25 protein-coding genes are annotated in these 24,201 nt (G+C 62.0%); 13 read left to right on the top strand and 12 right to left on the bottom strand.

Annotated features, from left to right (window positions below):
* Positions 1–181 precede the first annotated feature (181 nt).
* On the bottom strand, positions 182–499 hold the full coding sequence (locus IB248_RS15545; RefSeq protein ID WP_018116554.1) for a TraR/DksA family transcriptional regulator: 318 nt from the start codon (positions 497–499) through the stop codon (positions 182–184).
* Positions 500–537: 38 nt separating this feature from the next.
* Positions 538–954, bottom strand: coding sequence for a universal stress protein (locus IB248_RS15540; protein ID WP_018116555.1), 417 nt, complete (start codon positions 952–954; stop codon positions 538–540).
* A 292-nt stretch (positions 955–1,246) separates the two neighbouring features.
* Here IB248_RS15540 and IB248_RS15535 point away from each other — a divergent pair, with 292 nt between their 5' ends.
* From IB248_RS15535 to IB248_RS15525, 3 genes are all read left to right on the top strand, one after another.
* A complete protein-coding gene (locus IB248_RS15535; RefSeq protein ID WP_018859462.1) occupies positions 1,247–2,107 on the top strand; it encodes a VOC family protein in 861 nt (286 codons plus the stop codon).
* 70 nt (positions 2,108–2,177) lie between these two features.
* Complete coding sequence (locus IB248_RS15530) at positions 2,178–3,344, top strand: AI-2E family transporter (RefSeq protein ID WP_018859463.1); 1,167 nt, start codon at positions 2,178–2,180, stop codon at positions 3,342–3,344.
* Positions 3,345–3,363: 19 nt separating this feature from the next.
* A complete protein-coding gene (locus tag IB248_RS15525) occupies positions 3,364–4,656 on the top strand; it encodes an FAD-dependent oxidoreductase (RefSeq protein WP_192241184.1) in 1,293 nt (430 codons plus the stop codon).
* A 1-nt stretch (position 4,657) separates the two neighbouring features.
* On the opposite strand, the gene IB248_RS15520 is transcribed toward IB248_RS15525, so the two are convergent.
* Both IB248_RS15520 and IB248_RS15515 read right to left on the bottom strand, forming a co-directional pair.
* A complete protein-coding gene (locus IB248_RS15520) occupies positions 4,658–5,470 on the bottom strand; it encodes a polysaccharide deacetylase family protein (protein ID WP_026372088.1) in 813 nt (270 codons plus the stop codon).
* A gap of 172 nt (positions 5,471–5,642) precedes the next feature.
* Entirely contained in the window at positions 5,643–6,032 is a 390-nt protein-coding gene (locus IB248_RS15515; protein WP_018116560.1) for a DUF930 domain-containing protein, read from the bottom strand.
* 236 nt (positions 6,033–6,268) lie between these two features.
* Here IB248_RS15515 and IB248_RS15510 point away from each other — a divergent pair, with 236 nt between their 5' ends.
* Complete coding sequence (locus IB248_RS15510) at positions 6,269–8,377, top strand: S9 family peptidase (RefSeq protein WP_192241183.1); 2,109 nt, start codon at positions 6,269–6,271, stop codon at positions 8,375–8,377.
* A 16-nt stretch (positions 8,378–8,393) separates the two neighbouring features.
* Positions 8,394–8,918 carry a DUF1697 domain-containing protein gene (locus IB248_RS15505; RefSeq protein WP_192241182.1) on the top strand — a complete coding sequence of 175 codons (525 nt, stop codon included), beginning with the start codon at positions 8,394–8,396 and terminating at the stop codon, positions 8,916–8,918.
* Positions 8,919–8,924: 6 nt separating this feature from the next.
* Here IB248_RS15505 and IB248_RS15500 read toward each other — a convergent pair whose 3' ends face one another.
* Positions 8,925–9,548: a TetR/AcrR family transcriptional regulator gene (locus IB248_RS15500; RefSeq protein ID WP_169682860.1), complete on the bottom strand. Its 624-nt coding sequence runs from the start codon at positions 9,546–9,548 to the stop codon at positions 8,925–8,927.
* 200 nt (positions 9,549–9,748) lie between these two features.
* Here IB248_RS15500 and IB248_RS15495 point away from each other — a divergent pair, with 200 nt between their 5' ends.
* The gene (locus IB248_RS15495; protein ID WP_192241181.1) at positions 9,749–10,705 is read left to right on the top strand and encodes a homocysteine S-methyltransferase family protein; all 957 of its coding nucleotides are present in this window, start codon (positions 9,749–9,751) and stop codon (positions 10,703–10,705) included.
* 25 nt (positions 10,706–10,730) lie between these two features.
* Here the strand turns inward: IB248_RS15495 and IB248_RS15490 are convergent, their stop codons facing one another.
* Positions 10,731–12,182 carry a DHA2 family efflux MFS transporter permease subunit gene (locus tag IB248_RS15490; RefSeq protein WP_169682862.1) on the bottom strand — a complete coding sequence of 484 codons (1,452 nt, stop codon included), beginning with the start codon at positions 12,180–12,182 and terminating at the stop codon, positions 10,731–10,733.
* Positions 12,183–12,430: 248 nt separating this feature from the next.
* On the opposite strand from IB248_RS15490, the gene IB248_RS15485 reads away from it, so the two are divergent.
* From IB248_RS15485 to IB248_RS15470, 4 genes are all read left to right on the top strand, one after another.
* Positions 12,431–13,933 (top strand): protein adenylyltransferase SelO, encoded by a 1,503-nt coding sequence (locus tag IB248_RS15485; RefSeq protein ID WP_025661049.1) that lies wholly within the window; start codon positions 12,431–12,433, stop codon positions 13,931–13,933.
* Positions 13,934–14,065: 132 nt separating this feature from the next.
* The gene (locus IB248_RS15480) at positions 14,066–16,405 is read left to right on the top strand and encodes a glucose/quinate/shikimate family membrane-bound PQQ-dependent dehydrogenase (RefSeq protein WP_192241180.1); all 2,340 of its coding nucleotides are present in this window, start codon (positions 14,066–14,068) and stop codon (positions 16,403–16,405) included.
* 115 nt (positions 16,406–16,520) lie between these two features.
* Positions 16,521–16,979, top strand: coding sequence for a hypothetical protein (locus IB248_RS15475; protein ID WP_192241179.1), 459 nt, complete (start codon positions 16,521–16,523; stop codon positions 16,977–16,979).
* A 183-nt stretch (positions 16,980–17,162) separates the two neighbouring features.
* Positions 17,163–17,573: a hypothetical protein gene (locus IB248_RS15470; RefSeq protein ID WP_192241178.1), complete on the top strand. Its 411-nt coding sequence runs from the start codon at positions 17,163–17,165 to the stop codon at positions 17,571–17,573.
* A 198-nt stretch (positions 17,574–17,771) separates the two neighbouring features.
* Here the strand turns inward: IB248_RS15470 and bla are convergent, their stop codons facing one another.
* The 3 genes from bla to dmeR form a co-directional block, all read right to left on the bottom strand.
* The gene (gene bla / locus IB248_RS15465; protein ID WP_169682871.1) at positions 17,772–18,662 is read right to left on the bottom strand and encodes a class A beta-lactamase; all 891 of its coding nucleotides are present in this window, start codon (positions 18,660–18,662) and stop codon (positions 17,772–17,774) included.
* A 67-nt stretch (positions 18,663–18,729) separates the two neighbouring features.
* Complete coding sequence (dmeF, locus tag IB248_RS15460; RefSeq protein WP_192241177.1) at positions 18,730–19,707, bottom strand: CDF family Co(II)/Ni(II) efflux transporter DmeF; 978 nt, start codon at positions 19,705–19,707, stop codon at positions 18,730–18,732.
* A gap of 24 nt (positions 19,708–19,731) precedes the next feature.
* Positions 19,732–20,004 carry a Ni(II)/Co(II)-sensing transcriptional repressor DmeR gene (gene dmeR, locus IB248_RS15455; RefSeq protein WP_018116571.1) on the bottom strand — a complete coding sequence of 91 codons (273 nt, stop codon included), beginning with the start codon at positions 20,002–20,004 and terminating at the stop codon, positions 19,732–19,734.
* 51 nt (positions 20,005–20,055) lie between these two features.
* Here dmeR and IB248_RS15450 point away from each other — a divergent pair, with 51 nt between their 5' ends.
* From IB248_RS15450 to IB248_RS15440, 3 genes are read left to right on the top strand one after another with little or no spacing between them, the layout of a single operon-like run.
* Positions 20,056–20,382: a hypothetical protein gene (locus IB248_RS15450; RefSeq protein WP_113471771.1), complete on the top strand. Its 327-nt coding sequence runs from the start codon at positions 20,056–20,058 to the stop codon at positions 20,380–20,382.
* 31 nt (positions 20,383–20,413) lie between these two features.
* Positions 20,414–20,908, top strand: a complete 495-nt coding sequence (locus tag IB248_RS15445) for a GNAT family N-acetyltransferase (protein WP_018116573.1) — start codon at positions 20,414–20,416, stop codon at positions 20,906–20,908.
* Positions 20,909–20,948: 40 nt separating this feature from the next.
* Positions 20,949–21,527: a type 1 glutamine amidotransferase family protein gene (locus tag IB248_RS15440; protein ID WP_018859477.1), complete on the top strand. Its 579-nt coding sequence runs from the start codon at positions 20,949–20,951 to the stop codon at positions 21,525–21,527.
* An 18-nt stretch (positions 21,528–21,545) separates the two neighbouring features.
* Here the strand turns inward: IB248_RS15440 and IB248_RS15435 are convergent, their stop codons facing one another.
* From IB248_RS15435 to IB248_RS15425, 3 genes are all read right to left on the bottom strand, one after another.
* Complete coding sequence (locus IB248_RS15435; RefSeq protein WP_192241176.1) at positions 21,546–22,511, bottom strand: hypothetical protein; 966 nt, start codon at positions 22,509–22,511, stop codon at positions 21,546–21,548.
* A 128-nt stretch (positions 22,512–22,639) separates the two neighbouring features.
* Positions 22,640–23,557, bottom strand: a complete 918-nt coding sequence (locus IB248_RS15430) for a cytochrome c (RefSeq protein WP_113471772.1) — start codon at positions 23,555–23,557, stop codon at positions 22,640–22,642.
* 97 nt (positions 23,558–23,654) lie between these two features.
* Positions 23,655–24,104, bottom strand: a complete 450-nt coding sequence (locus tag IB248_RS15425) for a cytochrome c (protein WP_018116350.1) — start codon at positions 24,102–24,104, stop codon at positions 23,655–23,657.
* Between the last annotated feature and the right edge of the window lie 97 nt (positions 24,105–24,201).

Raw genomic sequence — 24,201 nt, 5'->3', positions numbered from 1 at the left:
TTCCAACCGATCGTCGCACCGAAACGGTGTGCAGGCAACACAACAGCGATGGCACGCCGTTACATCTTCGTGAGCCTTGGACGCTCTGGCTTCGGCGTGGAGATACACAGGTGGAAGGCAGAAGGGTAGCCTGAAAATGGGCCACCCTTGATGACATGCCACCTTAATGACTTAGAGCCTTTCAGCTCATGCAGTCTTCGCAGAGCGGGGCATAGGGTACGGCGCCGAGACGCTTCTTCGAAATCGGCTCGCCGCAGCGGACGCAGGTGCCATACGTGCCTTTCGTGATCCGATCGAGGGCTGCGTCGATGGCGCGCAGCTCTTCCTGGCCGGCCTGGCCAAGCCCCTCCAGCACTTCGTCGTTCTCGCTCTCGATCGCGCGGTCGTCGCTGTCCTGCTCCTTGGTGCGCCCGAGATCAACGTCGATGCGACTCAGCCGCGATAGAAGCTCGCGCTGGCGGTTGCGTAGGATCTGCTCGTAGGTCTGCGTGTCGGTCATGGATATTCCTCCATCGGTCTTTTGCCGTTGTTTTCTTCTCAGCGCTGCCTATCGACCAGCACCGAGCATTTGGCATGCCTGACGACGCGGTCGGCGGTGGCACCGATGAAGTAGTTGCTGAAGTCGGGAATGTGCGAGGCGACGATGATCAGATCCGCATCATGCGCTTCGGCGGCAGCGAGGATACTGTGGGCGGGGCGGCCGTGACCGATCTCGATCATTGCCGGTATGCCGCTCGTGCGGATCAGCATGCCGAGTTTCTGTTCGGCATCGTCGATCGCGTTTTGCCGCAGCTCGGGCGGCAGATCGATCGCGACATAGGTGGGAACGTCCTCGACAACGTTGAGCAAAATGATCTCGCCACCTTTTTCAAGGAGCGTGGATGCCTTGCGGAGCGCCTTTTCGCCCCTGTCCAACCCGCCTATTTCTATCGGAACGATGATTCTCTTGTACATTCAGGCCCTCCAGCGCTGCCGTTTCTTCCGGCCACATCCTCTCAAGAGATAAATAAGGCGCTTTGATCAAGATCAAGATCAGGATGGATTCTTGTCAACAAGCATCGAACGCTGAATCGTCAAAATCGGATCTTCTGTGAACAATCAGAATGCGCCATATAGGGATCAAGTACAGCGACCAAGGGAACCTCTGAGGCACATGAACCGGCGCAAATTCCTTGGTATTGCTACGGGCGGCGCTTTCGCCGCTACCGCCGGTATGCCTCCCCCATCCAAGGCAGGAGATACACCCATGACCACTGAAACGTCCTACGCCCTGACGCGTCCTGCCTATGTCGATCAGTCGCATCTCGTCGTCACCGACCTGCCGCTGGTTTCCAATTTCTATCAATCGATGCTTGGCCTTAATGTCATCGAGAAAAGCGCGAGCGGCGAAATCCTCGGTGTCGACGGCACGCCGCTTCTGACGCTGACGACAGGCAAGGATGTGCGTGTCGCACCGCGCAACGCAGCCGGCCTTTTCCATACGGCCTTCCTGATGCCCAGCCGCACCGAGCTCGCCCGCTGGCTGCGCCACGCGGCGCACAACAATGTCGTCCTGGACGGCGCATCCGATCACCTCGTCAGCGAGGCCATCTATCTCTCCGATCCGGAAGGCAACGGCATCGAGATTTATGCCGACCGTTCCCACGACCAATGGAAATTCCAGCCGGACGGTCAGGTGGAAATGGCGACGCTTCGCCTTGATCTGCAACCGCTCTACAACAGCGCACCCAACGATGCCTGGAACGGAATGGCCGACGGAACGGCAATCGGCCACATCCACCTGCAGGTCGGCAACATTCCGGAAGCAGACACCTTCTACCGCGATATTCTTGGCCTGAAGCTGATGGCGCGCTATCCCGGCGCCAGCTTCTTTGCGACCGGCGACTACCATCACCATGTCGCCGCCAACATCTGGAACAGCCGCGGCGCCGGCACCCGCGCCGAGGGCATGACGGGCCTTTCCGACTACACGCTACGCTTCAACGACAAGGAAGCGCTCAAAAAAGCTGTCACCAAGCTCGACGAACTGGAGATCAAGAGTGAAACGCGCAATGGCGGTGTCTTCCTGCATGATCCCTGGGGCATCGGCCTGACCCTGTCTGCCTGACCTTAGGAACCTGAAGGGGTTCCGCGCGTTTCCGTCGCGAAGCAACTGGGCTTCCGGGGATCGTCTATCGATGGGAATTGCCAACGGCATCCGCAAGCAGGCCAGCAAAATGACAGTGGGCACGACTCCCGTCAGCGCCTGGGCAGAAAAACTGACCCAGGACACGGAGGAGATGCCACAAGCGCCGATGCGTCGCCTGGAGAAGGACGGGCTTGATGTCAGCATGGCCTGGGCCATCATCGGTATCTTTGGAGTGCTTGCACTATCGGCCATCTACATGATGTCGTTGATCCTCATTCCGGTGACGCTCGCCGTCGTCGTCGGCATGATCCTTGGGCTGCTGGCGGAAAAGCTCAGCAAGCTCGGCGTGCCGCGCATCACCAATGCGGTCATCCTGTCTACTGCGGTTGCGCTTGTGATCGCGCTTCTCGCCAATTCGCTTGCCGGACCGGTGACAAGGCTCGTCAACGAGGGCCCGGCCTTCGTCGAGAAGACCTTCAACCGCCTCATGCCCTATCTCGAGCGCATCAAGTGGCTGCACATTACGCCGGAGACTTTCCAGACCGGGCCAATGTCGAGTGAGAAGCTTCTGGAGAACACTGGCAACGTCGTGCATCTCGTCAGCACCAACCTCACCCCTGCCCTCGTGCAGGCGTTGATCTTCTTCGCCGCGTTGCTGCTTTTCCTTGCCGGACGGGTGACGTTGCGCAAATCCATCATTATGGTGTTCCGGTCGCGCTCGCAGCGGCTTGCCGCCATCCGCGTGATCAACGGCGTGGAACAGGTTCTCGGATTTTATTTTGCGACGGCGTCGCTGATCTACGTCTGCCTTGGCCTCGTGATGATGGTGATCGCCTATGTAGGGGGCCTGTCGGCGCCGGTGCTCTGGGGCTTTTTCGCGTTCCTGTCGAGCTTCATCCCCTATCTCGGCATTACGATGATGACGCTGGCGGTCGCCATCGCGGGGATCATCACGCATGACGGCATCGTGGTGGGCCTTATGCCAGCGGCGGCATTCTTCATCGTCCACCTCGTCATGGAAAACCTGATCTTCCCGGCGGTCATGGGAAAGCGCCTGGAAATCAATCCCTTCGTGGTGTTTCTGGCGATCTTGTTCTGGACTTGGATGTGGGGCGCAGTTGGTGCTATGCTGGCACTACCACTATCGCTGATTGTCATGACCATCGTCGATGAACTTTTCATCGAAGAGAGACTGCAACCGCAATTGCCGAAATAATTGAGGTAAGAAGCGTCAGATGGCAGAAATCGATCTTGCAGATTCCAGCCAGAACCGGCTGAAGAGCGGCACCTCCCCTTGGAGCCACGCAGGAACAAAGCCCAATTACCAGCCACTTCAGGACAATCTCAAAGTCGACGCCATGGTGATCGGCGGCGGGATTACCGGCGCGCTGATGGGCCAGCACCTCGCGGAACGAGGTCTTTCCGTGGTCATCGTCGATCGCGAGACGCCGGGTCTCGGCAGCACGGCAGTGAGCACCGCCATGCTGCAGTGGGAGATAGACCGAACGCTGAGCGAACTCGAGCGTTTCCATGGCTTCGAACGCGCCGCCGGCATCTACAGGCGGAGCGCAGCCTCGGTCGCCGGTCTCTCCAAGCTGATCGTCGCCCACCGGATCGCCTGCAACCTGCTTCCCCGGCAATCGCTGTTCCTCGCCAATAACCAGGAGGGCGCGGGCGATCTTCGCAGGGAGGTCGAGCTGCGTCGTCGTGCCGGACTGCCAAGCCGGTATCTGGAACATTGCGATCTCTTTACCGAGTTCGAAATCGACCGCGATGGGGGCATCCTGTCGCGCGGCTCGGCGGAGGCCGATCCGCTGCTCCTGACCTGGGCCCTGCTGGACATTGCCGTGAAGCAAGGCGCGCGCCTGGTCAGCGCCTCGGTCACCAAGCTACATAGCGAAGGCGGGCGGGTCAGCTCCGAAACAGACGGTGCGTTCGTCATCGAGGCGAAAACGGCGGTGCTCGCCACCGGCTACGCCATGCCGGGCATCGATATGCCGAAACAGCACCGGATGACATCGAGCTGGGCGCTGGCGACGATACCGCAGGATCCGGCAGCGCTCTGGCGCGATCAGGTGCTGATCTGGGAAGACAGCCACCCCTATCTCTACATGCGCACGACGCCTGATGGGCGGATCATCGCTGGCGGCGAGGATGACGACACCGTCGACCCCGCGGCCCGCGACGCCAAGCTGGCCGAAAAGATCATGACGATCCGGGAGAAGATGAAGCGGCTCTGGTCCAGCGCCGACACCCGCGTCGCGACGGCATGGTGCGGCACGTTCGGGGCGACGTCGGACGGGCTACCGCTGATCGGTCCGGTTCCCTCGATGCCACAAGTCTATGCCGCCTATGGCTATGGCGGCAACGGCATCACCTTCTCCTATCTTGCGACACAGGTTATCGGCGCACTGATCGGCGGAGGGTACCGCGACTGGTTTGATGATTTCGCGCTGGATCGCGACGCGCCCGACGTGCCTCGACCCTCGAACGTGAGTGAGGAAACGCTACAGAGCGCCCTTGGCTAGCTCACTGCGTCGTCCGGTCGTCGCCGGTGTCCTCGACATCCTGCAGCCGGACGAATTCGACACCCTTGGCCATGAGATCGACGATCGCCTTGGCGACGCCCTCGCCGGCGGCGTGGGTCGGCTGGTTGATGTGGGAGATCACGACGTCGCCGTCTTTGGCCGATGCAATGCGCTTTTCCGTGACAACGGCGCCGAGCAGCGAGCCGCCGTCTCCATTCACCGAGTAACCGGCGATGCGGTACCCCATGTCGCGAATCTGGGCGATGGCGGAGAGGTCGTATTTGGCGGTCGAGCCGCGGAACCAGTGCGGCGGGGCAATACCGGCTGCGAGCATCGCATCGGCACCGCCCTGCACTTCCTGCCGCACGGCCTCGGGCGAGCCCGCGGACGCGATGCCATAGATCGAGACCGGCTTGTCGACGGCTGGAACGTGATTCTGACCGTGGTTCTCGAGTTCGAACAGATCGGGATTCTCAAGGAAGACCTGCAGCGCCTGCGGATTGTGCTTCAGCCAGCGCGCAGTGACGAAAATGGTCGCGGGAATGCGCTCCTGGACCAGCACCGAGAGGATGCGGTCGTCGGCCTGACCCATGCAAGCGTCAAAGGTCAGCGCCACCCGCGCGTGACCCTTGATGCCCGACCGGGCAATGCGCAGATGCGGCTCAACCAGCTTCGGCCCTGCTGCCATCTTGGGGGCCTGCACGACCTTCGAGGGCGCGGTGACGACCGGCGCTTCCTCCGGCGGAGGAGCGGCAGCGGACACAATCGAGGCGGATGCGATCAGCAACGCCGAAACGAGAAGAATACGATTCATGCCAAAGAGAAGCCGTTCGTGGTTCAAGCGCTGCATAATGCACATCGCGGTCAGGCGCCATGTGGTTTGATGCCGCCTGCGGTCGCTGCTGCGATTCGCCGCCGGCTTCAGCGGCAATTCTGATGCCTGAGGACTAAGGCTTCAGAAAGGCAACTCACGGCGCGCGCCGCGATCAATCATAGAGGTAATATTTTTCCCACTTCTCGCGCGGGACCTTTTCGCCAATCTTGTATTGCAGATCGCGGACATTGATGTGCTGCGGGCCGGTGATGCAGGTGTAGGAGAGATGATACCAGTCGCCCTTGCTGCGGAAGACCGCGCCTGGCGCCTCCAGCCTGTCGTCGCTCGGAACGGGATCCTTGAACGTGTAGGCGATGACCTTGTCGGGCTTGTAGCCGGTCTCGTCCTTGTTGATTCGGCTCATCGCCTCCGTGTCACAGCTCTGTTCGAGGCGGGTCGCGGGATCGAGCTTTTCGAGTTGCTTCTTGATGGCGGGATCGACTGCGAAGGCTGGAAAAGCAAGGCTAAATGCGGACAGAAGCAACACGAGACGTTTTGGCATTACGGTGGGATTCCTTTGCATTCTCATTCCGGAATCGCCTGTGGAGAACCGTGGTTTTGACGGTCGTACGAGGGGCGAATTCCGGGTGGCATAGCGGACTTTCTTAAACAATGTGGTGACATCAAGGCAACGTGAGCATTCCTTCGCTTTTGCCACAGGTCCGTCTTGGGCGCTTGATCCCAGGCATCCGCCTCTCTATCTCTTGCCCACCTGACATCACGTTTCCGGAGCTTTCCTTGACCGTCTTCAAGAACCTGCCGAACCCACCCGTCGCCACCAAGAAGCCGATCTCCGATACGCGCCACGGCATCACCCGCACCGACGACTATGCCTGGCTGCGCGCCGACAACTGGCAGGCGATGTTCAAGGATCCCGCGATCCTCGATCCCGCGATCCGCCAACATCTGGAAGCCGAAAACGTCTACATGAACGCGGCCATGGAAGACACAAAGGTGCTGCAGAAGACGCTGTTTTCGGAGATGCGCGGCCGCATCAAGGAAGACGACAGCTCCGTGCCGATGAAGGACGGCGACTACGCCTACGGTACCTTCTTCGTGACCGGCGGCGAACAGCCTCGCTATTTCCGGATTCCGCGTAACGGCGCCGTCAAGGACGAGGCTATCCGCACCGTTCTGCTCGACGGCGACAAGGAGGCCGCGGGCAAGGCCTATTTCAGGCTCGCCGGCCTCGATCACTCGACCGACCACAGCCGCGGCATCTGGGGTTACGACGACAAGGGTTCTGAGTTCTATACGCTGCGCGTGCGTGACCTTGCGACTGGCGAGGACCTGGCCGACGTGATCGGGAACACCGGCGGCGGCGGCGTCTGGGCGCCCGATGGCAAGAGCTTCTTCTATTCTGCGCTCGATGAGAACCACCGCCCGTCGAAGGTGTTTCACCACATTATTGGCACGCCTCAATCTGAAGACCGGCTGGTTTATGAGGAAAAGGATGCGGGCTTTTTCATGGGCGTCGGCGGTTCGCTGCTCGACGACTTCATCTACATCGACATCCACGATCACGAGACCTCGGAATACCGCCTGCTGTCCACCAAGGACCTGACGGCCGAGCCGAAGCTGGTCGCCGAGCGCGAGGAAGGCATCGAATATTCGATGACGGAAGGCGGCGACGTCTTCTACATCCTGACCAATGACGGCGACGCCAAGGATTTCAAGATCATGGAAGCGCCGGTTGAAAACCCGGGCAAGGCGAACTGGCGCGAGGTCGTGCCGCACAAGCCGGGAACCTTGATCATCAGCCACATGGCCTATGCCCGCCACCTGCTCTGGCTGGAGCGCAAGGATGGCCTGCCGCAGATAATCATCCGTGACCGTCGCACCGGCGAGGAACACGCGATCGCCTTTGCCGAAGAGGCCTATTCGCTCGGGCTGCAGGGGGCCGCGGAATACGACACCGACGTCATCCGCTTCTCCTATTCCTCGATGACGACGCCGTCGCAGCTATACGACTACAACATGGTGACGCGCGAGCGCACGCTGTTGAAGACCCAGGAGGTGCCCTCGGGCCACAATCCGGACGATTACGTCACCCGCCGCGTGTTCGCGCCCGCCTTGGATGGCGAACAGGTGCCCGTCACCCTGCTCTATCGCAAGGACACGCCGCTCGACGGTTCGGCACCCTGCCTGCTCTACGGCTACGGCGCCTACGGCATCACCATTCCGGCCGGCTTCAACACCAACTGCCTGTCGCTCGCCGATCGCGGCTTCGTCTATGCCATCGCCCATATCCGCGGCGGCAAGGACAAGGGCTTTGCCTGGTACGAAGACGGCAAGATGGAAAAGAAGACCAACACCTTCAAGGACTTCATTGCCGCCGCTGACTATCTGAATCAGGAGAAGTTCACCTCCTATGCCAACATCATCGCCGAGGGCGGCTCGGCCGGTGGCATGCTGATGGGCGCCGTTGCCAACATGGCGCCGGAAAAGTTCGCCGGCCTGATCGCCGCCGTTCCCTTCGTCGACGTGCTGAACACCATGCTCGACGACACGCTACCGCTGACCCCGCCGGAATGGCCGGAATGGGGCAACCCGATCGAGAGCAAGGAAGACTACGAGCAGATCGCCGCCTATTCGCCCTACGACAATGTCGGCGCCAAGGCCTATCCGCCGATCCTGGCGCTCGGCGGCCTCACCGATCCGCGCGTCACCTATTGGGAGCCGGCAAAGTGGGCGGCGCGGCTGCGCGAAAAGACCACCGGCTCGGCACCGATCCTGTTGAAGACCAACATGGATGCCGGCCATGGCGGCGCTTCGGGGCGCTTCCAGCGCCTCGAGGAGATCGCCTTCGAATATGCTTTCGCGATCAAGGTCGCGGGCAAGATATAATCGGCTGGAGGAGCCCGTGACGGTCTATGTGGCGCTCCTGAGGGCGATCAATGTCGGCGGCACGGGCAAGCTGCCCATGGCGGAGCTGAAGGCGGTCTGCGAAGAGCTCGGCTTCAGCGACGTGAGGACCTACATCCAGAGCGGCAACGTGCTGTTTCGCGCCGATGCAGCAGAGGTCGAGGTCGAGCAGAAGCTGGACGACGCGCTGGGAAAGCTGCTCGGCAAGAAGCCCGGCGTGATGCTGCGCAGCCGCAAGGAGTTGGAAGCGATTGCCGCCAACGCGCCCTTCCCAGATGCCAAGCCCAACTATCTCCTGGTAAGCTTCCTACCGGAAGCGGCGCCTGATGATGCGCTGGACAAGATGGTGGCCCCCGATGGCGAAGAGGCCGTTCTCGCCGGGCGCGAAATCTATGTCCACTTCCCTGTTGGCTCCGGCAAATCGAAGCTCAAGCTGCCGGCCTTGAAACCAGGAACGGCGCGCAATCTCAATACCGTGCGCAAGCTCGCCGAGATGGCGGCTGCCATGGAAGACGACCGCTAGGCCGGATCACTGGCGAACGATCTGCGGCTGAAACAGCAGCTTCACGAAGCTGCGCAGCACGAGAACCTGGTCGGCGAGCCCCTGCGGTTCCTTCAAGGCCTTCGACAGGACGATGCCGCCCTCGAGCACCGTCGAAACCATGTCGGCCAGTTGGTCGATCTCGATCGGTTCGCGCGGCGTGTAGACTACCATGATCTCCTCGAACATGCCGCGGAACCGCCGTCGCCAGGCGAGCACCGCCTGCTTGTTGGTTTCCTGGATGTCGCGGTCGAACAGGCGTTCATAGTAGCAGACCGTGGCCACGAGGCAGCCCGGATGGCCGTTCGGCAGGTCGGACAGCAGTTCGGCAAGCAGCTTCAGACCGAGCATGAAGGATTGCAGCGGATCTTCGGTCAGCTCGCGGGCGCGGGTGAATATCTCGTCGTAGATTCGTTCGTCGTTTTCGATGTACCGCTCGAGCAGCGCCTTGGCGAGCGCGTTCTTGTCCCGGAAGTGGTAGAAGAAGCCGCTCTTGGTGATGCCGGTCTCGGCGATCAGCTCTTCGATCGAGGTGCCGCCGAAGCCCTTCTGCAGGACGGCAGTTTCGGCCACATCCAGGATGCGGGTTCTGGTCTCCTGGCCCTTGCGCATCAAATTCCCTGTACCGCCGGTACGGTTTTTGCCCGCCAGCTCTGGTCTATATGGAGGCCTTTTGTCATCCGCCCCGCGGAAGCGGCTGAAATCAAAGGCAAACATCATGCGATGCCCAACTATACCGCAAGTCGTCTAGTTTCGCAGCCCGGAAGCGGAGAACTTGTTCGTGAGAATTGCTTGCACATAGAGGGATTGTCATGGCCAAGTACAGACACAGTCTGCCGCAACTCAAGGGCGGCGCATTCGTCACCGACGGCGGCATGGAAACGACCTTCATCTTTCATGACGGGCTGCAGCTGCCGCACTTCGCATCCTTCGTGATGATGGCTTCAGAAGAAGGCCGCGACCGGCTGCGCGCCTACTATCGCCGTTACCTCGACATCGCCCGCAAGCATGGCGCCGGCTTCATTCTCGACAGCCCGACATGGAGGGCGAGCCCCGATTGGGCGGAAAAGCTGGGTTACACGCCGGAGGCGCTGCATGACGCAAACGTTCAAAGCATTGCCCTGCTTGCGGGATTGCGCGAGCGGCACGAGGAGCCGGGGCGGCCGATCGTGCTCAGCGGCGCGATGGGGCCACGCGGCGATGGGTACAAGGCCGGCCGGATGAACGCGGCCGAAGCCGAGGATTATCACAGCGTCCAGATCGGCAGCTTTGCCGAGAGCGATGCGGACATGATCTCCGCCGTCACGCTGAACAACATCGACGAGGCAATCGGTATCGCCCGGGCGGCCTCGGCCCGGGATATGCCCTGCGTTATCTCCTTCACGGTCGAGACCGACGGCAAGCTGGTGACCGGGCGCAGCATGCAGGAGGTAATCGAGACGACGGATGCGGCGACGGGCGGTTCGGTGGCCTATTACATGATCAATTGCGCGCATCCGACGCATTTTGCCGAGGCGCTGGATCATCGCGCGGGATGGACAAAACGCATTCATGGGCTGCGGGCAAATGCCTCGCGCATGAGCCATGCCGAACTGGACGACAGCGAAACGCTGGATGCCGGCGATCCGGTCGATCTCGGGCAGCGGTACAGGGAGCTGATGCAGAGAATGCCGCAAATCAGGATCGTCGGCGGCTGCTGCGGCACCGATCACCGGCATGTTGCCGCGATCTGCGAGGCTTGCCTGCCGGCGCTTCCGAGTGCCGCGTGACGGTCAGTTCTCTGCCGCGTCGCGGTCAGTGTTCTGCGGTGTGCGCAGCCTTGCCGGCGTTATGACCGCTGATGTCGGCGCCGGCGCTGCGCGAAAAGCGCAGGTTCCAGAAGGTCGCCGTGATCGAGATCGCGGTGACGAAAAGGAAGGCGGCGGAGAAATCGTGGAGCTCCGGCGTCTCGCTGCCGTTGACCGTCATCGACGTGTGGAGCGCCAGCGCGCCGACGCAGATGCCGAGCGACAGCATCAGCTGCTGGAACGTCGTGTAGAAGCTGGTGGCCGAGCTCATGCGATCGCGGTCGATCTCATCGTAGGCCACCGTGTTGTAGGCCGTGAACTGGAACGACATGAAGAAGCCGCACATGACGAGGATCGCAAAGATCAGCCCCAGCGGCCAGTCGGGCCGGAAGGCGGCGCAGAGGGCATAGCCGCAGGTGGCAATGATGCCGTTCGCGACCAGGCTGCTGCGGAAGCCGAAACGGCGCAGTACGCTGGGTGCGACGGCCTTCATCGCCATCGAGCCGAGGGCCGCTGCGGTGACGAGCTGGCCGGCCTTGGCCGCCGACAGTCCGAAACCGAGCTGGAAATAGAGCGGCAGCAGGAAGGGCTGCGCGCCCTGCGTGATACGGGTCAGCGAACCGGCAATGACCGACGTGCCGAAGCTCGACACCTTCATCAGCGAAAAGTCCATGATCGGCGCCGGGTGGCGGCGGGCATGCTTGAGATAGGCTACGCCGAAGAGCAGACCGACCGCGATGAGGAACAGCGAGAACGCACCCTCGCCCGGACGGCTCGAGCTTTCAAAACCGAACAACAGCGAGCCGAGCGCAATACCGGAGAGAATGAAACCAACCGTATCGAACGGGCGCTTCGCCTCGCCCTTGAAGTCCTCGATGAAGATCGAGACCAGGGTGAAGCCGATGATGCCGATCGGCACGTTGATGTAGAAGATCCAGCGCCAGTCGAGATAGGTGACGATCAGGCCGCCAACCGGAGGGCCGAGGATCGGGCCGATCAGCGCCGGCACCAGCAGCCACGACATGGCGTTGACCATGTCCTTGCGGGAGACGCTGCGGAGCAGCACGAGGCGCCCGACCGGCAGCATCATCGCGCCGCCAAGGCCCTGCAGCAGTCGCGCCAGCACGAGACAGAGGAGATTGGGCGACAGCGCGCAGAAGATGGAGCCTGTCACGAAGACGGCGATCGCCGAGCGGAAAACGGTGCGCGAGCCGAAGCGATCGGCAATCAGGCCGCTTGCCGGAATGAAAATCGCCAGGCTGAGAAGGTAGGAAGTCAGCGCGATGCTCATCGACGGGGCGCTGACGCCGAAATCGCGTGCCATGGTCGGCAGCGCCGTCGCCAGAACGGTGGCGTCGAGCTGCTCCATAAACATGGCGCTCGCCACGATCATCGCTATCACGCGGAAATTAGGCTTGGCGCGCCCGACGGCAGCCGCCTGATAGATCTGATCCGACATCGTCAGGGATCACTCGCAATGGCGTGGCCGGCGCGGAAGCGATGGCCGCGGTATGGTATGGCGTGATGCCAAAAGGGGATTAAAGATCCTTGTATACGCCCGCAAATGTGGCGTCGTTATGCTTATATGGAAAGGCAGCCGTGCCATCCGGGAATGGCTGGGCTACGGAAGCGCCACACGACCAGCCGCAAGCTCGGAGCAAGGGCTCCCGGCTTGCGTCATGCGCGCCGGAGCCCTACCTAAAGCATATGACCCTTGCTCAGAATGCATCCCCTTCGCGGCCCTTCGCCTTCGACAACAGCTATGCGCGGTTGCCACAGCAATTCTTTACGCGCCAGGCGCCCTCGCAGGCCGCCGAGCCGTGGCTGATCAAGCTGAACGAACCGCTTGCGGAAGAACTCGGCCTCGATGTCGAGGCGCTGAAGCGCGACGGCGCGGCGATCTTTTCGGGCAACCTCGTGCCTGAAGGCGCCGATCCGCTGGCGATGGCCTATGCGGGGCACCAGTTCGGCTCCTTCGTGCCATTGCTCGGCGACGGGCGGGCGATCCTGCTTGGCGAGGTGATCGACCGAAACGGCCAGCGCTGGGACATCCAGCTGAAGGGTGCGGGCCAGACCGCCTATTCCCGCCGCGGCGATGGCCGTGCCGCGCTCGGCCCGGTGCTTCGGGAATATATCGTCAGCGAAGCGATGTATGCGCTCGGCGTCCCGGCAACCCGCGCGCTGGCCGCCGTTTCGACCGGGCAGCCCGTTTATCGCGAGAACATTCTGCCAGGTGCAGTGTTTACCCGTGTTGCCGCAAGCCACATTCGCGTCGGCACGTTCCAGTTCTTCACCGCGCGGGGCGATACCGACGGCGTTCGGGCGCTGGCCGATTATGTGATCGACCGGCACTATCCGGAACTCAAGGACAGGGACAATCCCTACCTCGCGCTCTACGAGACCGTCTGCGAGCGGCAGGCGGCCTTGATCGCCAGGTGGCTGCATATCGGCTTCATCCACGGCGTCATGAATACCGACAACATGACCATTTCGGGCGAGACGATCGATTTCGGCCCCTGCGCCTTCATGGACGAATACCATCCCGGCACGGTCTTTTCCTCGATCGACCAGGGCGGCCGCTATGCCTATGCCAATCAGCCCGGCATCGGCCAATGGAACCTGGCACGGCTTGGCGAAACCCTGTTGCCGCTCTTTGATGCGGATGCGGAAAAGGCCGTCGAGCTCGCCAACAGCGTGATCCAGCAATATGGCGAACGCTTCCAGATCCACTGGCTGCGCGGCATGCGCGAGAAGATCGGCCTATCGACCGTCGAAGACGGCGATCTGGACCTTATTCAATCGCTGCTTGCCGCGATGCAGGCAAGCCAGGCCGACCTTACCCTCGCCTTCCGCCGCCTTTCCGACGCCGTCGGTCCAGGAGACGGCGAGGCACTGTTCCTCTCGGCTTTCCGGGAACCGGATGGGGCGCGCGAATGGCTTGCCCGCTGGCGCGACCGCCTGACCCGTGACGAGGGCCGGACCGAGGCCGAGCGCAGGGCGGCCATGCGCTCTGTCAATCCCGCCTTCATTCCGCGCAACCACCGCATCGAGCAGGCGATCAACGCCGCCGTCGAGGATGCCGACTTTTCGCTGTTCGAGGCGTTGCTTGCCGTTCTCGCCAAGCCGTATGACGACCAACCGGACTTTGCGGCCTACATGGAGCCGCCGAAGCCGGAAGAACGTGTGCTGCAGACCTTCTGCGGCACGTGATCGGATGCAAACCTATCCCCTCTGACACCTATGGTCGCAGTTGACGCCCATTGCGACCGCTCTATCTCGCTGATTAGAAGGCATTTTTCGCGCCTGACCGCACCCGGCTAACCTCAGCGGGAGTTCCCCGTAATGGTAGTAATCGTCATTACCTCCGTTCTTTTCATGCTCCTCGGCCTTGCCCTGGTCGGCGGCGGGCTTTGGCTCATCATCCTTGGCGGCAGCTTCTTTTACCTCTTCGCCGGTGCGATGTTTCTCATCACCGCCGTCCTGCTTCTGCTGCGTCGTGCAGCCGCCCTGTGGGTCCACGCGGCTCTGATCATCGTTGCGCTTGTCTGGGCGATCTGGGAGGTCGGTTTCGATTGGTGGCAACTCGGTCCGCGCGGCGGTCTGATCATCCTGCTCGGACCGTGGCTGCTGACGCCCTGGATCCGTCGGCCCCTCGGCTTCCAGAGTCCGACCGGGACGTCCTACGGGGCCAGCCACTGGCCACTTACCATTCCGGTGCTGATCGCCATCGCCGTTGCGAGCTTCTCGATGACGACGGACCCGCATGACCTGCACGGCAACCTGCCGACCGAGGCTTCCGGCACGACGACATTCGGCGGCACCGTTCAGGACGGCGAATGGCACCAGTATGGCCGCACCCCATTCGGCCAGCGCTACTCGCCGCTCGACCAGATCAATGTTAGCAACGTCAAGGATCTCAAGGAGGTCTGGCGTTATCAGACCGGTGACGTGATGCGACCCGATGATGTCGGCGAAACGACCTACCAGGTGACACCTCTCAAAGTGGGCGACACGCTCTACCTCTGCACGCCGCATAACTGGGCGATCGCGCTCGACGCGACGACCGGCAAGGAAAAATGGAAATACGACGCCAATTCCGGCATGAACCCTGACAGGCAGCACCAGACCTGCCGCGGCGTCACCTATTACCACGATACGGCGACGGCCGCCGGCCAGCCCTGCGTCGATCGGGTCTACCTGCCGACCTCGGATGCGCGGCTGATCGCTCTCGATGCGCTCGACGGAAAGGTCTGCACGAGCTTTGCGGATCAGGGTGTGCTGCATCTTGAGCAGGGCATGAAGTACAATCCGGCCGGCTACTACTATTCGACCTCGCCGCCGGTCGCGGTCGCCGGCAAGCTGATCATCGGCGGGGCCGTCAACGACAACTATTCGACGCACGAGCAGTCCGGCGTCATCCGCGCATTCGACATCAATTCAGGTGCTCTGATCTGGAACTGGGACTCCGGCAATCCCGATGTGACAACCCCCCTGCCCCAAGGCCGGACCTATACGACCAACTCTCCGAACAGCTGGTCGGTCTTCAGCGTCGATGACGGGCTCGGCATGGTCTACATCCCGCTCGGCAACCAGGTGCCGGACCAGCTCGGTATGAACAGAAGCGAGAACGTCGAGAAATTCTCCTCCTCGATCGTCGCGCTCGACATCAACACCGGGCAGCTGAAATGGGTTCAACAGTTCGTCCATCACGATCTCTGGGACATGGACGTGCCGGCCCAGCCGGTGCTCTTCGACATGAGGAAGCCCGATGGGACCGTCGTGCCGGCGCTGGTAGGCCCGACCAAGCAGGGCGACATCTACGTGCTTGACCGTCGTACCGGTGAGCCGATCATTCCCTTCAAGGAAATCCCCGCGCCATCAGGTGCCATCCCTGAGGATCATACGTCGCCGATGCAGCCGATCTCCGACCTCACCTTCTCGCCGCCGCCGCTGCAGGAGAACGACATGTGGGGGGTGACTCTGCTCGACCAGCTCGCCTGCCGCATCGATTTCCACCGATTCAAATATGAAGGGCGATATACGCCGCCTTCGCTCGTGGGCTCGATCATCTACCCCGGCAATTTCGGCACCTTCAATTGGGGCAGCGTTGCTGTCGACCCGGAGCGGCAGATCATGTTCGGCATGCCGACCTATCTTGCCTTCACCTCGCGGCTGGTTCCCGCCTCCGACATCCCGCCGAAGGGGCAGGATGAGAAAGGGAGCGAACAGGGCCTCAACCGCAACGACGGCGCACCCTACGGGGTATTCATGGGACCGTTCCTCGGACCGCTCAAGGTCCCCTGCCAGGCGCCGCCATGGGGCTACGTCGCCGGCGTCGATCTCCTCACCGGCAAGATCGCCTACAAGCTGAAGAACGGCACCGTGCACGACATGACGCCGCTGCCGCTGCCGTTCAAGGTCGGCGTACCCGGCATCGGTGGCCCGATGCTAACCAAGGGCGGGGTCGCCTTCCTCGGGGCTGCCGTCGACAACTACCTGCGAGCCTACGATGTCACCAACGGGCAACAACTATGGCAGGCCCGTCTGCCGGCCGGCGGCCAGGCGACGCCGATGACCTATACGACCAGCGACAACAAGCAGTTCGTCGTCATCGTCGCCGGCGGACATGGCTCGGTCGGCACCAAGGCCGGTGACTATGTGATCGGCTACGCCCTGCCCTGACGCCTCGAGACCCATTGGATGGCCGCCACTTGTCCCGGCCATCCGAGCCCGCCGACACAAGCTCCGGGCAGGACTGCCGCGCCATTCTCCGCGCATTGCTCAAAGGAGAATTTTCATGAAGATCGGCAGCAGCATTTCCAGCACCTATGGACTGAGCAACCTCTTCAGCCAATCCGGCCAACGCAACAAGCAACAGACGGGTGATATCGAACTCAGCGTTCGCCAGAGCGGCGCGGCACTGCAGCCAAGCAGCACGCCGACGTCGATCTCCAGCACGATGTGGGCGCTGCAGAGCAGCGGCACCTTGACCATGGACGGCACCGAAGATCCCGCGAAAGCACGCCATGACGCTGTTGTCTCCGAGTTTACCGATCTCGCCGAACAGACTCCGGCGGAGCGGATCCGCGACCAGGTCCTTCAGCGGCTCGGCCTGACCGAGGACGATCTCAAGGCGATGCCGCCAGAACAGCGCGAGGCCATCGAAAAGCAGATTGCCGACGAGCTGAAGCGGCAGCTGACCGGCGACGGCGACAGCAAGGACCAGCCGAGCACCGACACGATCATCGGTGCCTAGATGCGGAGCTGGCGTAGTCGCGCTTTGCCAGCCGGTCGATCCGGCGGACCGTTTCTGACGACCGGAAGGCGGCAGAGCGGGCTCGATGACGGATTGGGGCATTTTTTGCTGTCGGCACTGGAGGGAGGATGATCTAACCGCACAAGCTGGATCCGCATCAATGTCCAGGGAGGGAAGATCGTGATGAAGAAGCAGTTTGCGATCGCGGCAGACGCTGCGCTCCTGCTCGCGAAGAACGCCGCAGAGGTCCCTGACAGCCACGCCTTGGTTGCCCCGACGCTCTTGCGATCCCAGGTATTGGCCCGCCTCTACTCGGCGGTTCGTAATGGCGATCTGGACAAGAGGGAAGCTGACGATCAGCTGGACTATCTTCGCGGCCTGAGAATTCGACTGCTCGGCGACCGCGTGTTGCAGCGGTACGCGTGGAACATCGCCAGCAAACTCGAATGGACGAATACCTATTGTGCCGAATACATCGCCGTCGCGCAGCTCCAGGCGGACGCATTGGTTACTCTGGACCCTGATCTTGCCGCGGCGGCGCAGTCCTTCGTCCGCGTTGCCTCGGTGGAGGATCTGCTCGCAACGATCGCGTGAGTATGGCGATAGGCGACAACAGGGCGGCTGCTTTCGGCGCAAAGCGGTCATGTTGAGTTGCCAAAGGACCAGTGGCGCCACATTTCACGAAACCTGCCTGGCACAACGCTTCAGTTCGGCGATGAAACCTTCACAAACTGACTCAGATCGATGCGACGGAGATTCACGTTTCCGTAGCATTTCTTTGAGAGGAAAGCGCTATCCGACCATATCGGCCACGATCTTTCCGACCTCGGCGAAGACAGGGTTGATCTCGGAGACCGGCGCCTTGGCCTGCGTCAGGTAAGCCGCGACCAGGATCGCACCGTGACCGGGCGGCCAGACGACGGCGATATCGGCAGCGCTGCCGTTGTTTCCGGTGCCCGTCTTGTCGCCGATCTTCCACGTGTCCGGCAGGCCGGCGCGCAGCCGCGCGCCGCCTGTCGTGTTCGCCACCATCCACGCCACCAGCTTGTCACGCGAAGGTTCCGACAGGGCCGAGCCCAGCGTCAGGTTACCGAGTGTGTCGACCATCGCGTCCGGCGTGGTCGTATCCTGCGGGTCGCCGTCCTTGGCTTCGTTGAGCGCCGTTTCCCAGCGGTCGAGCCGCGTCGATCGATCGCCGAGCGTGCGCAGCCATTTGGTCAACTCGGCCGGTCCGCCGAAGCTCTCCAGCAGCAGGTTGCCTGCCGTGTTATCGCTCAGTGTGATCGCCGCCTCGCAGAGTTCGCCGATGCTCATGCCCTCGCCGCCGACGTGCTTTTCCGTTTCCGGCGAATAGGTGACGAGCTCGTCCTGCTCGTAGACGACGCGCCGCTCGAGATTTTCCTGTCCCTTGTCGACACGCGCCAGCACCAACCCCGCAGCCAGGACCTTGAAGGTGCTGCAGAGGGGGAAGCGCTCGGTCTCGCGGTAACCGAAGGAGATGTTGGTCTCCGTGTCGATCGCCGACACGCCGATGCGACCGCCGATCGCCTTTTCGAGCGCGTCCATCCGCCGGTTGATTTCATCGTCGCTGTCTTCCGACCACGCAACGCGCGGCAGGAGCAAGGCAGGTGAAAGCAATGCCGAACCGAGAAGGGTCCGGCGACGGATCGAAAAGCCACGCATGAAAATTCCTCTGCCTCAAATCAACGAACACTTGGCTAGAGACTGATTGTGGCCCCGATGAGTCGCGTCAAGCGGCTGCGGACTGCGTGACCTCGACGGTGACATGCGAGAGGCCGGCAACGGGTCCGAGCTTTGCCTTGTAGAAGGCAGGACTTTCCGCCTGTGGGGTCACCAGAGCGACGATCGCGGCGTGGTGGCCGGGACCGACCTGCCAGACATGGAGATCGGTGATCCGCTCGCCGCCCGTTTCCAGCGCCGAACGGATCTCGTCCTGTAGATCTGCCTCCTGCGGCACGACATCGAGCAGCACGCGGCCGGACGACCGCATCAGGCCCCACGACCACTGGGCGATGATAAGGCCCCCGACGATGCCCATCAGCGGATCAAGCCAGAGCCAACCGTAGAGGCTGCCGAACAGCAGTGCGGCGATGGCAAGTACCGAGGTCAGCGCATCCGCGATGACATGGACGTAGGCGGCGCGCATGTTGTTGTCCGAGGCATGTGCGGAATGTGCATGGTCGCCATGGTGGGCATGATCGCCGTGATGGTGATGCTCGTGATGGTGGGAATGGCCATGGCTGTGGCCATGATGGTCGTCCTTCAGGAGCCAGGCGCTCGCCAGATTGACCAGCAGACCGACGACAGCGACGCCGATCGCCTGGGCGAAACTGATCTGCACGGGATGGGTGATGCGCAGGAAGCTCTCCCAGGCCATCAGGAGCGCAATCAGCATCAGAATGATGGCGCTGGCAAAGCCCGCGAGATCGCCGAGCTTGCCGGTGCCGAAGGTGAAGCGCGGATTGTGCGCCTGACGGCGGGCATAGAGATAGGCAACCGCCGAGATCAGCAGCGCACTCGCGTGGGTCCACATGTGCCAGCCATCGGCGACCAGCGCCATGGAGCCGTAGTAGGTTCCGGCGCCGATCTCGACCACCATCATGACGGCGGTGAGCGCAATGACGAACCAAACGCGCCGGGCGTTGCGGTCGTGGTCGGCACCCAGGAAAACGTGGTCGTGCTCAAGTGTTTGGGTCTGTGCGGCCATCGCACGCTCCTCATGTCGGTTGTCTCAGCGAATGTAGGTTCGCAGAACTTCGGATATTTCCTCGACGGCCTCCATCCGGGCCTTCTCATCGGCGGCATGCAGGACATGCTCGTGAAGGTGGTCGTCCAGCACTTCACCGGTCAGGCCGTTCAGGGCGCCGCGGATCGAGGCAAGCAGCTGCAAGATCTCTCCGCAGGGTCGCTCCGCCTCCAGCGCGCGCTCGACGGCTTCCAGTTGGCCTTTCAGACGGCTGACGCGAGCCAGCAGCTTCTTCTTCTGGTGCGTGGTGTGGGACATAAGCTTATCCATTTAGCATAGGGGGGTACCCTATATACAAATATCCCTGAGATGAAAAGCGACATCAACGGCCTCGCGATTTCGGCGCCAAGAGCGATCAGCGGCGGCGTACAGATCGGCATGACACTTGCCGATCTGGCTCTCGATGTCGGTGACCGAGCGATCGGACGGCTGCGTCAGGCGACGCTGTTCGCTTCCAAGCGCGAGCTCACAAAACCCATTGACAAACACCGCGTTCTGGATGATCTATCAACACATGATCAAGAGCGCGCACATCACCAGCTCGTATTTTTGGCTGTACCTGTAAGGGGCGGCCGGACAGATCATATTGTCAACAAGCCGCCGTCAGGCGGCTTTGTTGTATCGGCAGCGTCCTGACGGCAGAACACCACACAAGGACGCGAAGACCATGCTTGAAATCGAAGACACCGAAATCTCATTGATCCGCCCGCCGGTGATCAATATCCGCGCCGCCAAGCCGCGTGACCTGCCCGAACTCAACGAAATGATCGGCCTGCTCGCCAAGCACCACGGCGATCCGGCCGCCTCGAGCCCGGAGCAGCTCGAGCGTGACCTGTTCGGTCCGGTGCCATGGATCAGCGCCCTGGTTGCCGAAAGCGATGAAGGCCTGATCGGCTACGCCATTCTTGTGCCGCTCTACAGGGCGCAGGACGGTGCTCGCGGCATGGATCTGCATCATCTCTTCGTGCGGGACGGCCATCGCGGCCATGGCGTCGGTCAGCATCTCGTCAACCGCGCCCGCGACACGGCCCGCAGTGCAGGCTGCGGCTACCTCTCAGTCAGCGCCGCCACCGGCAATGTACAGGCCCATCGCTTCTACGAGAATATGGACTTCGTGCCTCGCCCGGTCACCGGCATGCGCTATATGCAAGCTTTGGCATGAGCGGCATTGACCGCCCCGGACAGCCTGCAAGGAGAAACGGATGACCCGACTTGCAATCGTCCTCACCGATGGATTCGCCGACTGGGAGGTCGCCCAACTGACGGCCTCCGCGCGCTCCTATTTCGGCTTCGACGTGGTGATCGCAACGCCCGACGGCGCTGAGGTGCGCTCGATGGGCGGCATGCGCGTTGCGTCCGACACCGTCGCGGAAAACCTGCATGCCAATGCCTTCGACGGGCTGGTGCTGTGTGGGGGCACGATCTGGGAAACGGAAAAGGCACCCGATCTGAAGCCTGTGATCGACGACTTCACTACGCATGGCAAGCTCGTGGCGGGAATCTGCGGCGCGACTCTGGCGCTTGCGCGCGCCGGAGCATTGAATGCGACCGACCATACCAGCAACGCCGCCGACTTCATCGCCAGCGCGCCGGGCTATGCCGGCCAGGCGCACTACAAGGACAGCCCGCAGGCAGTGCGCGCCGGAAAGCTGGTGACGGCGCCGGGATCGGCACCGATGACCTTTGCTGCTGAAATCTACCGCGCCCTCGGGCACGCAGGCGACGACCTCGACCAATATGTCCTGATGTTCGGCGCCGAGCACCAGCCGAAGGCGGCCTAGGCCGACGCGCCGCTTGTCTTATCGAAGGACCGGCTCACCGTGGAAGCGGCGGCGTGAGGGCTTTGAAACACCGAAGCCCACCTCCATCATCAGACGCGGCTTCGTCTTGGCAACCGTGCCCATATGAAAACCGAAGGGATCCTCGGCGAAGCCGAAGCCGGCCGCGCCGGTCAGCGTCATCACGCTCTCCTTGCCGTAGAATTCGAGGATCTCGTGCGCGGGGTGGCCGACCAGAAGGGTCAACTGGTGCTTGAGGCGCCGCTTGTTGTGGCTGCCCCTGACATAGACATGCGGACCGGTGCCCTCGTCGACATCGACGAGATAGAAAAAGAACTTCAGCATCCGCCAGTCATCGAGATCGAAGTGATACTTGTCGAGCGATGCCAGGCTGCGGTCGGCTTCGCTTGCTCTCGTCGGAAAACTCCACCAGGTGCGGGTGGTGATCAGCCGGGCCTGCGCACCGAGATAGCAGCGCGCAATCTCCGACAGAACCGGATCGCGCTGGACAGCACGAACGGCTGGGCAATCAAGCGCTCGCTCGAAATGGTGGCCGCTCAGGATCGGCCGCCCCCATTGCTGCTCCACGGCTCGGCGATCGGACGCCAGGAACTCGATCTTGCGATCGAAATTTCCAAAGCATGGGGTCGCATCTGCAAAGCTGGCGATTTCACGGGTGATCGCCTCGGGTAGGCTCAGGTTCGGAAATATCCCGTCGCGCCGCAGCGCCGCGACGGCATCTGCATGATTCACGCCCTTGAAGAGCGTCGGCAGATTCTCGATCGCACCATTGCTGCGCCGCGCGGTCAGCCAATGCACCTTGCGCGCCGGGACGGTGCGCGCCAGCAGGAACATCGGCAGCCAGGCAGGATTTTCGCGGATGTCGGCCATGTAGGTCGGCAACCGGGCGACAATGCGCCGCAATTTGCCGCCCTTGCGGGCAACAGTTTCGAGATCATCCGCAGAGTTGACCGACGTAACATGCATGCGGCTGTCCTTTCGGAAGACGTTCTTGGGCGTCGTTCGGAAAGCGAACCGGGGTTCGCCACAGGGCATTCCAGTGCGTGCAGCCGAGTGGAGTGCTGCAATGCGGCATTTTTGAGATATCGCTAATATTAATGGCTCGGAACCGCCTTCAGGTAAGCTGCGATCGCCTCGAGCTCCGGCTTCGGCAGACGAGCGAGGTTGCGCTGCACCTCCGCCATCGAGCCCCCTGCCGTATCGAAGTCGGGCGTGAAGCCGGTTTCCAGATAGTTGGCGATATCGTCCTGGCTCCATGAGCCGACGGTCTTCGAGCCTGGCGTAATGTTAGGGATGCGGCCCCGGCCTTCCGGATTCGGTGCTCCCGACAGCCAGGTGTTTGCCACGAAGCCGCCAAGCCGATCGCGCGGCGTGTGGCATTCGCCGCAGTGGCCGGCGCCTTCGACCAGATACTGGCCGCGCTTGACCTTGTCGTCGACATTGGCCGCGAGCACGACGCGCGGCTCGTCGTTGAAATAGAGGAACTTCCAGCCGCCCAATGCCAGCCGGATGTTATAAGGGAAAGGCAAGTCGTGCGGCGGGGCGACGTTCCCGCTCTTCGGCAGCGTCTTCAGATAGCCGAAGAGATCGTTGATGTCCTTGTCGCTGATCCGGGCATAGGAATTGTAGGGAAAGGCCGGATAGAGATGCTGTCCGTTCGGCGAGACGCCACGCTTCATCGCATTGCCGAACTGCGCCAGCGTCCATGTCCCGATACCCGCCTTCTCATCGGGCGAGATGTTGGGCACGTGGAATGTGCCAAAGGGGCTCTTCAACGCCAGGCCGCCCGACAAGGTGAGCTTGGCATCGCCCTCCGATCCCGGCGCGGCGTGGCAACTGACGCAGCCACCCGTCCAGAAGACCATCTCGCCGTTCTTCAGGTCGGGGTCGCCGAGGTTGGCCCAGTGGCTTTCGGGGAGCGCGTTGGGCGCGGTGATGAAATAGAAGACCGCCCCGCCAATGACGAATACACCGACGAGACAGAGCAAATACCGGACGAACCTGCGGATCATTCACCGCTCCTGTTGCCAACCGCTTTGCGGAAAACATAAAACGATCCGCACCGGCGGCAAGGCTGGCACGGATCGTTCGAGCAAAATGCCTGGATCGCTATTCGGTCTTTATGCGGAATTTCTCATGACAGCCGCCGCAGTTGCCGCCAAGCGTCTTCAGAGCGCCGCCGACTCCGGCTGCGTCGGTCGGAAGCTGGGCGAGAACCTTGTCGGCATCCGCTGAAAGCTTCGCCGCACGAGCCTTGAAATCCTCGTGATCTTCCCAGATCTTCGGACTTGCTGCCTTATCCCCGGTTTCGGTGCCTGGCTTGAATTGATCCGGGAAAACCTTTGCCGTTTCCGAGATCGTCATCAGGGCAGCCTTCACCGCTTCCGCATCATAAGGCTTCTCGCCCTTGGCGATCGCTGTCATTGCCCCTGCCGCGCCCCCGACCTTCTTCATCAGCGCAGAACGTGCTTCGTGCGTGCCGTCCTCCGCTGCAATCGCAACGCCTATCACCCCCAGACCGGCGATGAGCACTGCCGCGGTTATAGCTTTCAGTCTCATGTCTGCACTCCTGTTTGATTACCAAAGGTCCTCAAAGCCCCGGCTTCGCTGGACGGGCGGCATCATTGCAAATTTTTCAGACCAAAAAAGTAACAAG

The sequence above is a fragment of the Rhizobium sp. RHZ01 genome, assembly GCF_014851595.1.
GTDB lineage: Bacteria > Pseudomonadota > Alphaproteobacteria > Rhizobiales > Rhizobiaceae > Rhizobium > Rhizobium altiplani.
The sequence above is the reverse complement of the archived record's forward strand: the minus strand, read 5'-3'. Positions and strand labels throughout refer to the sequence as shown.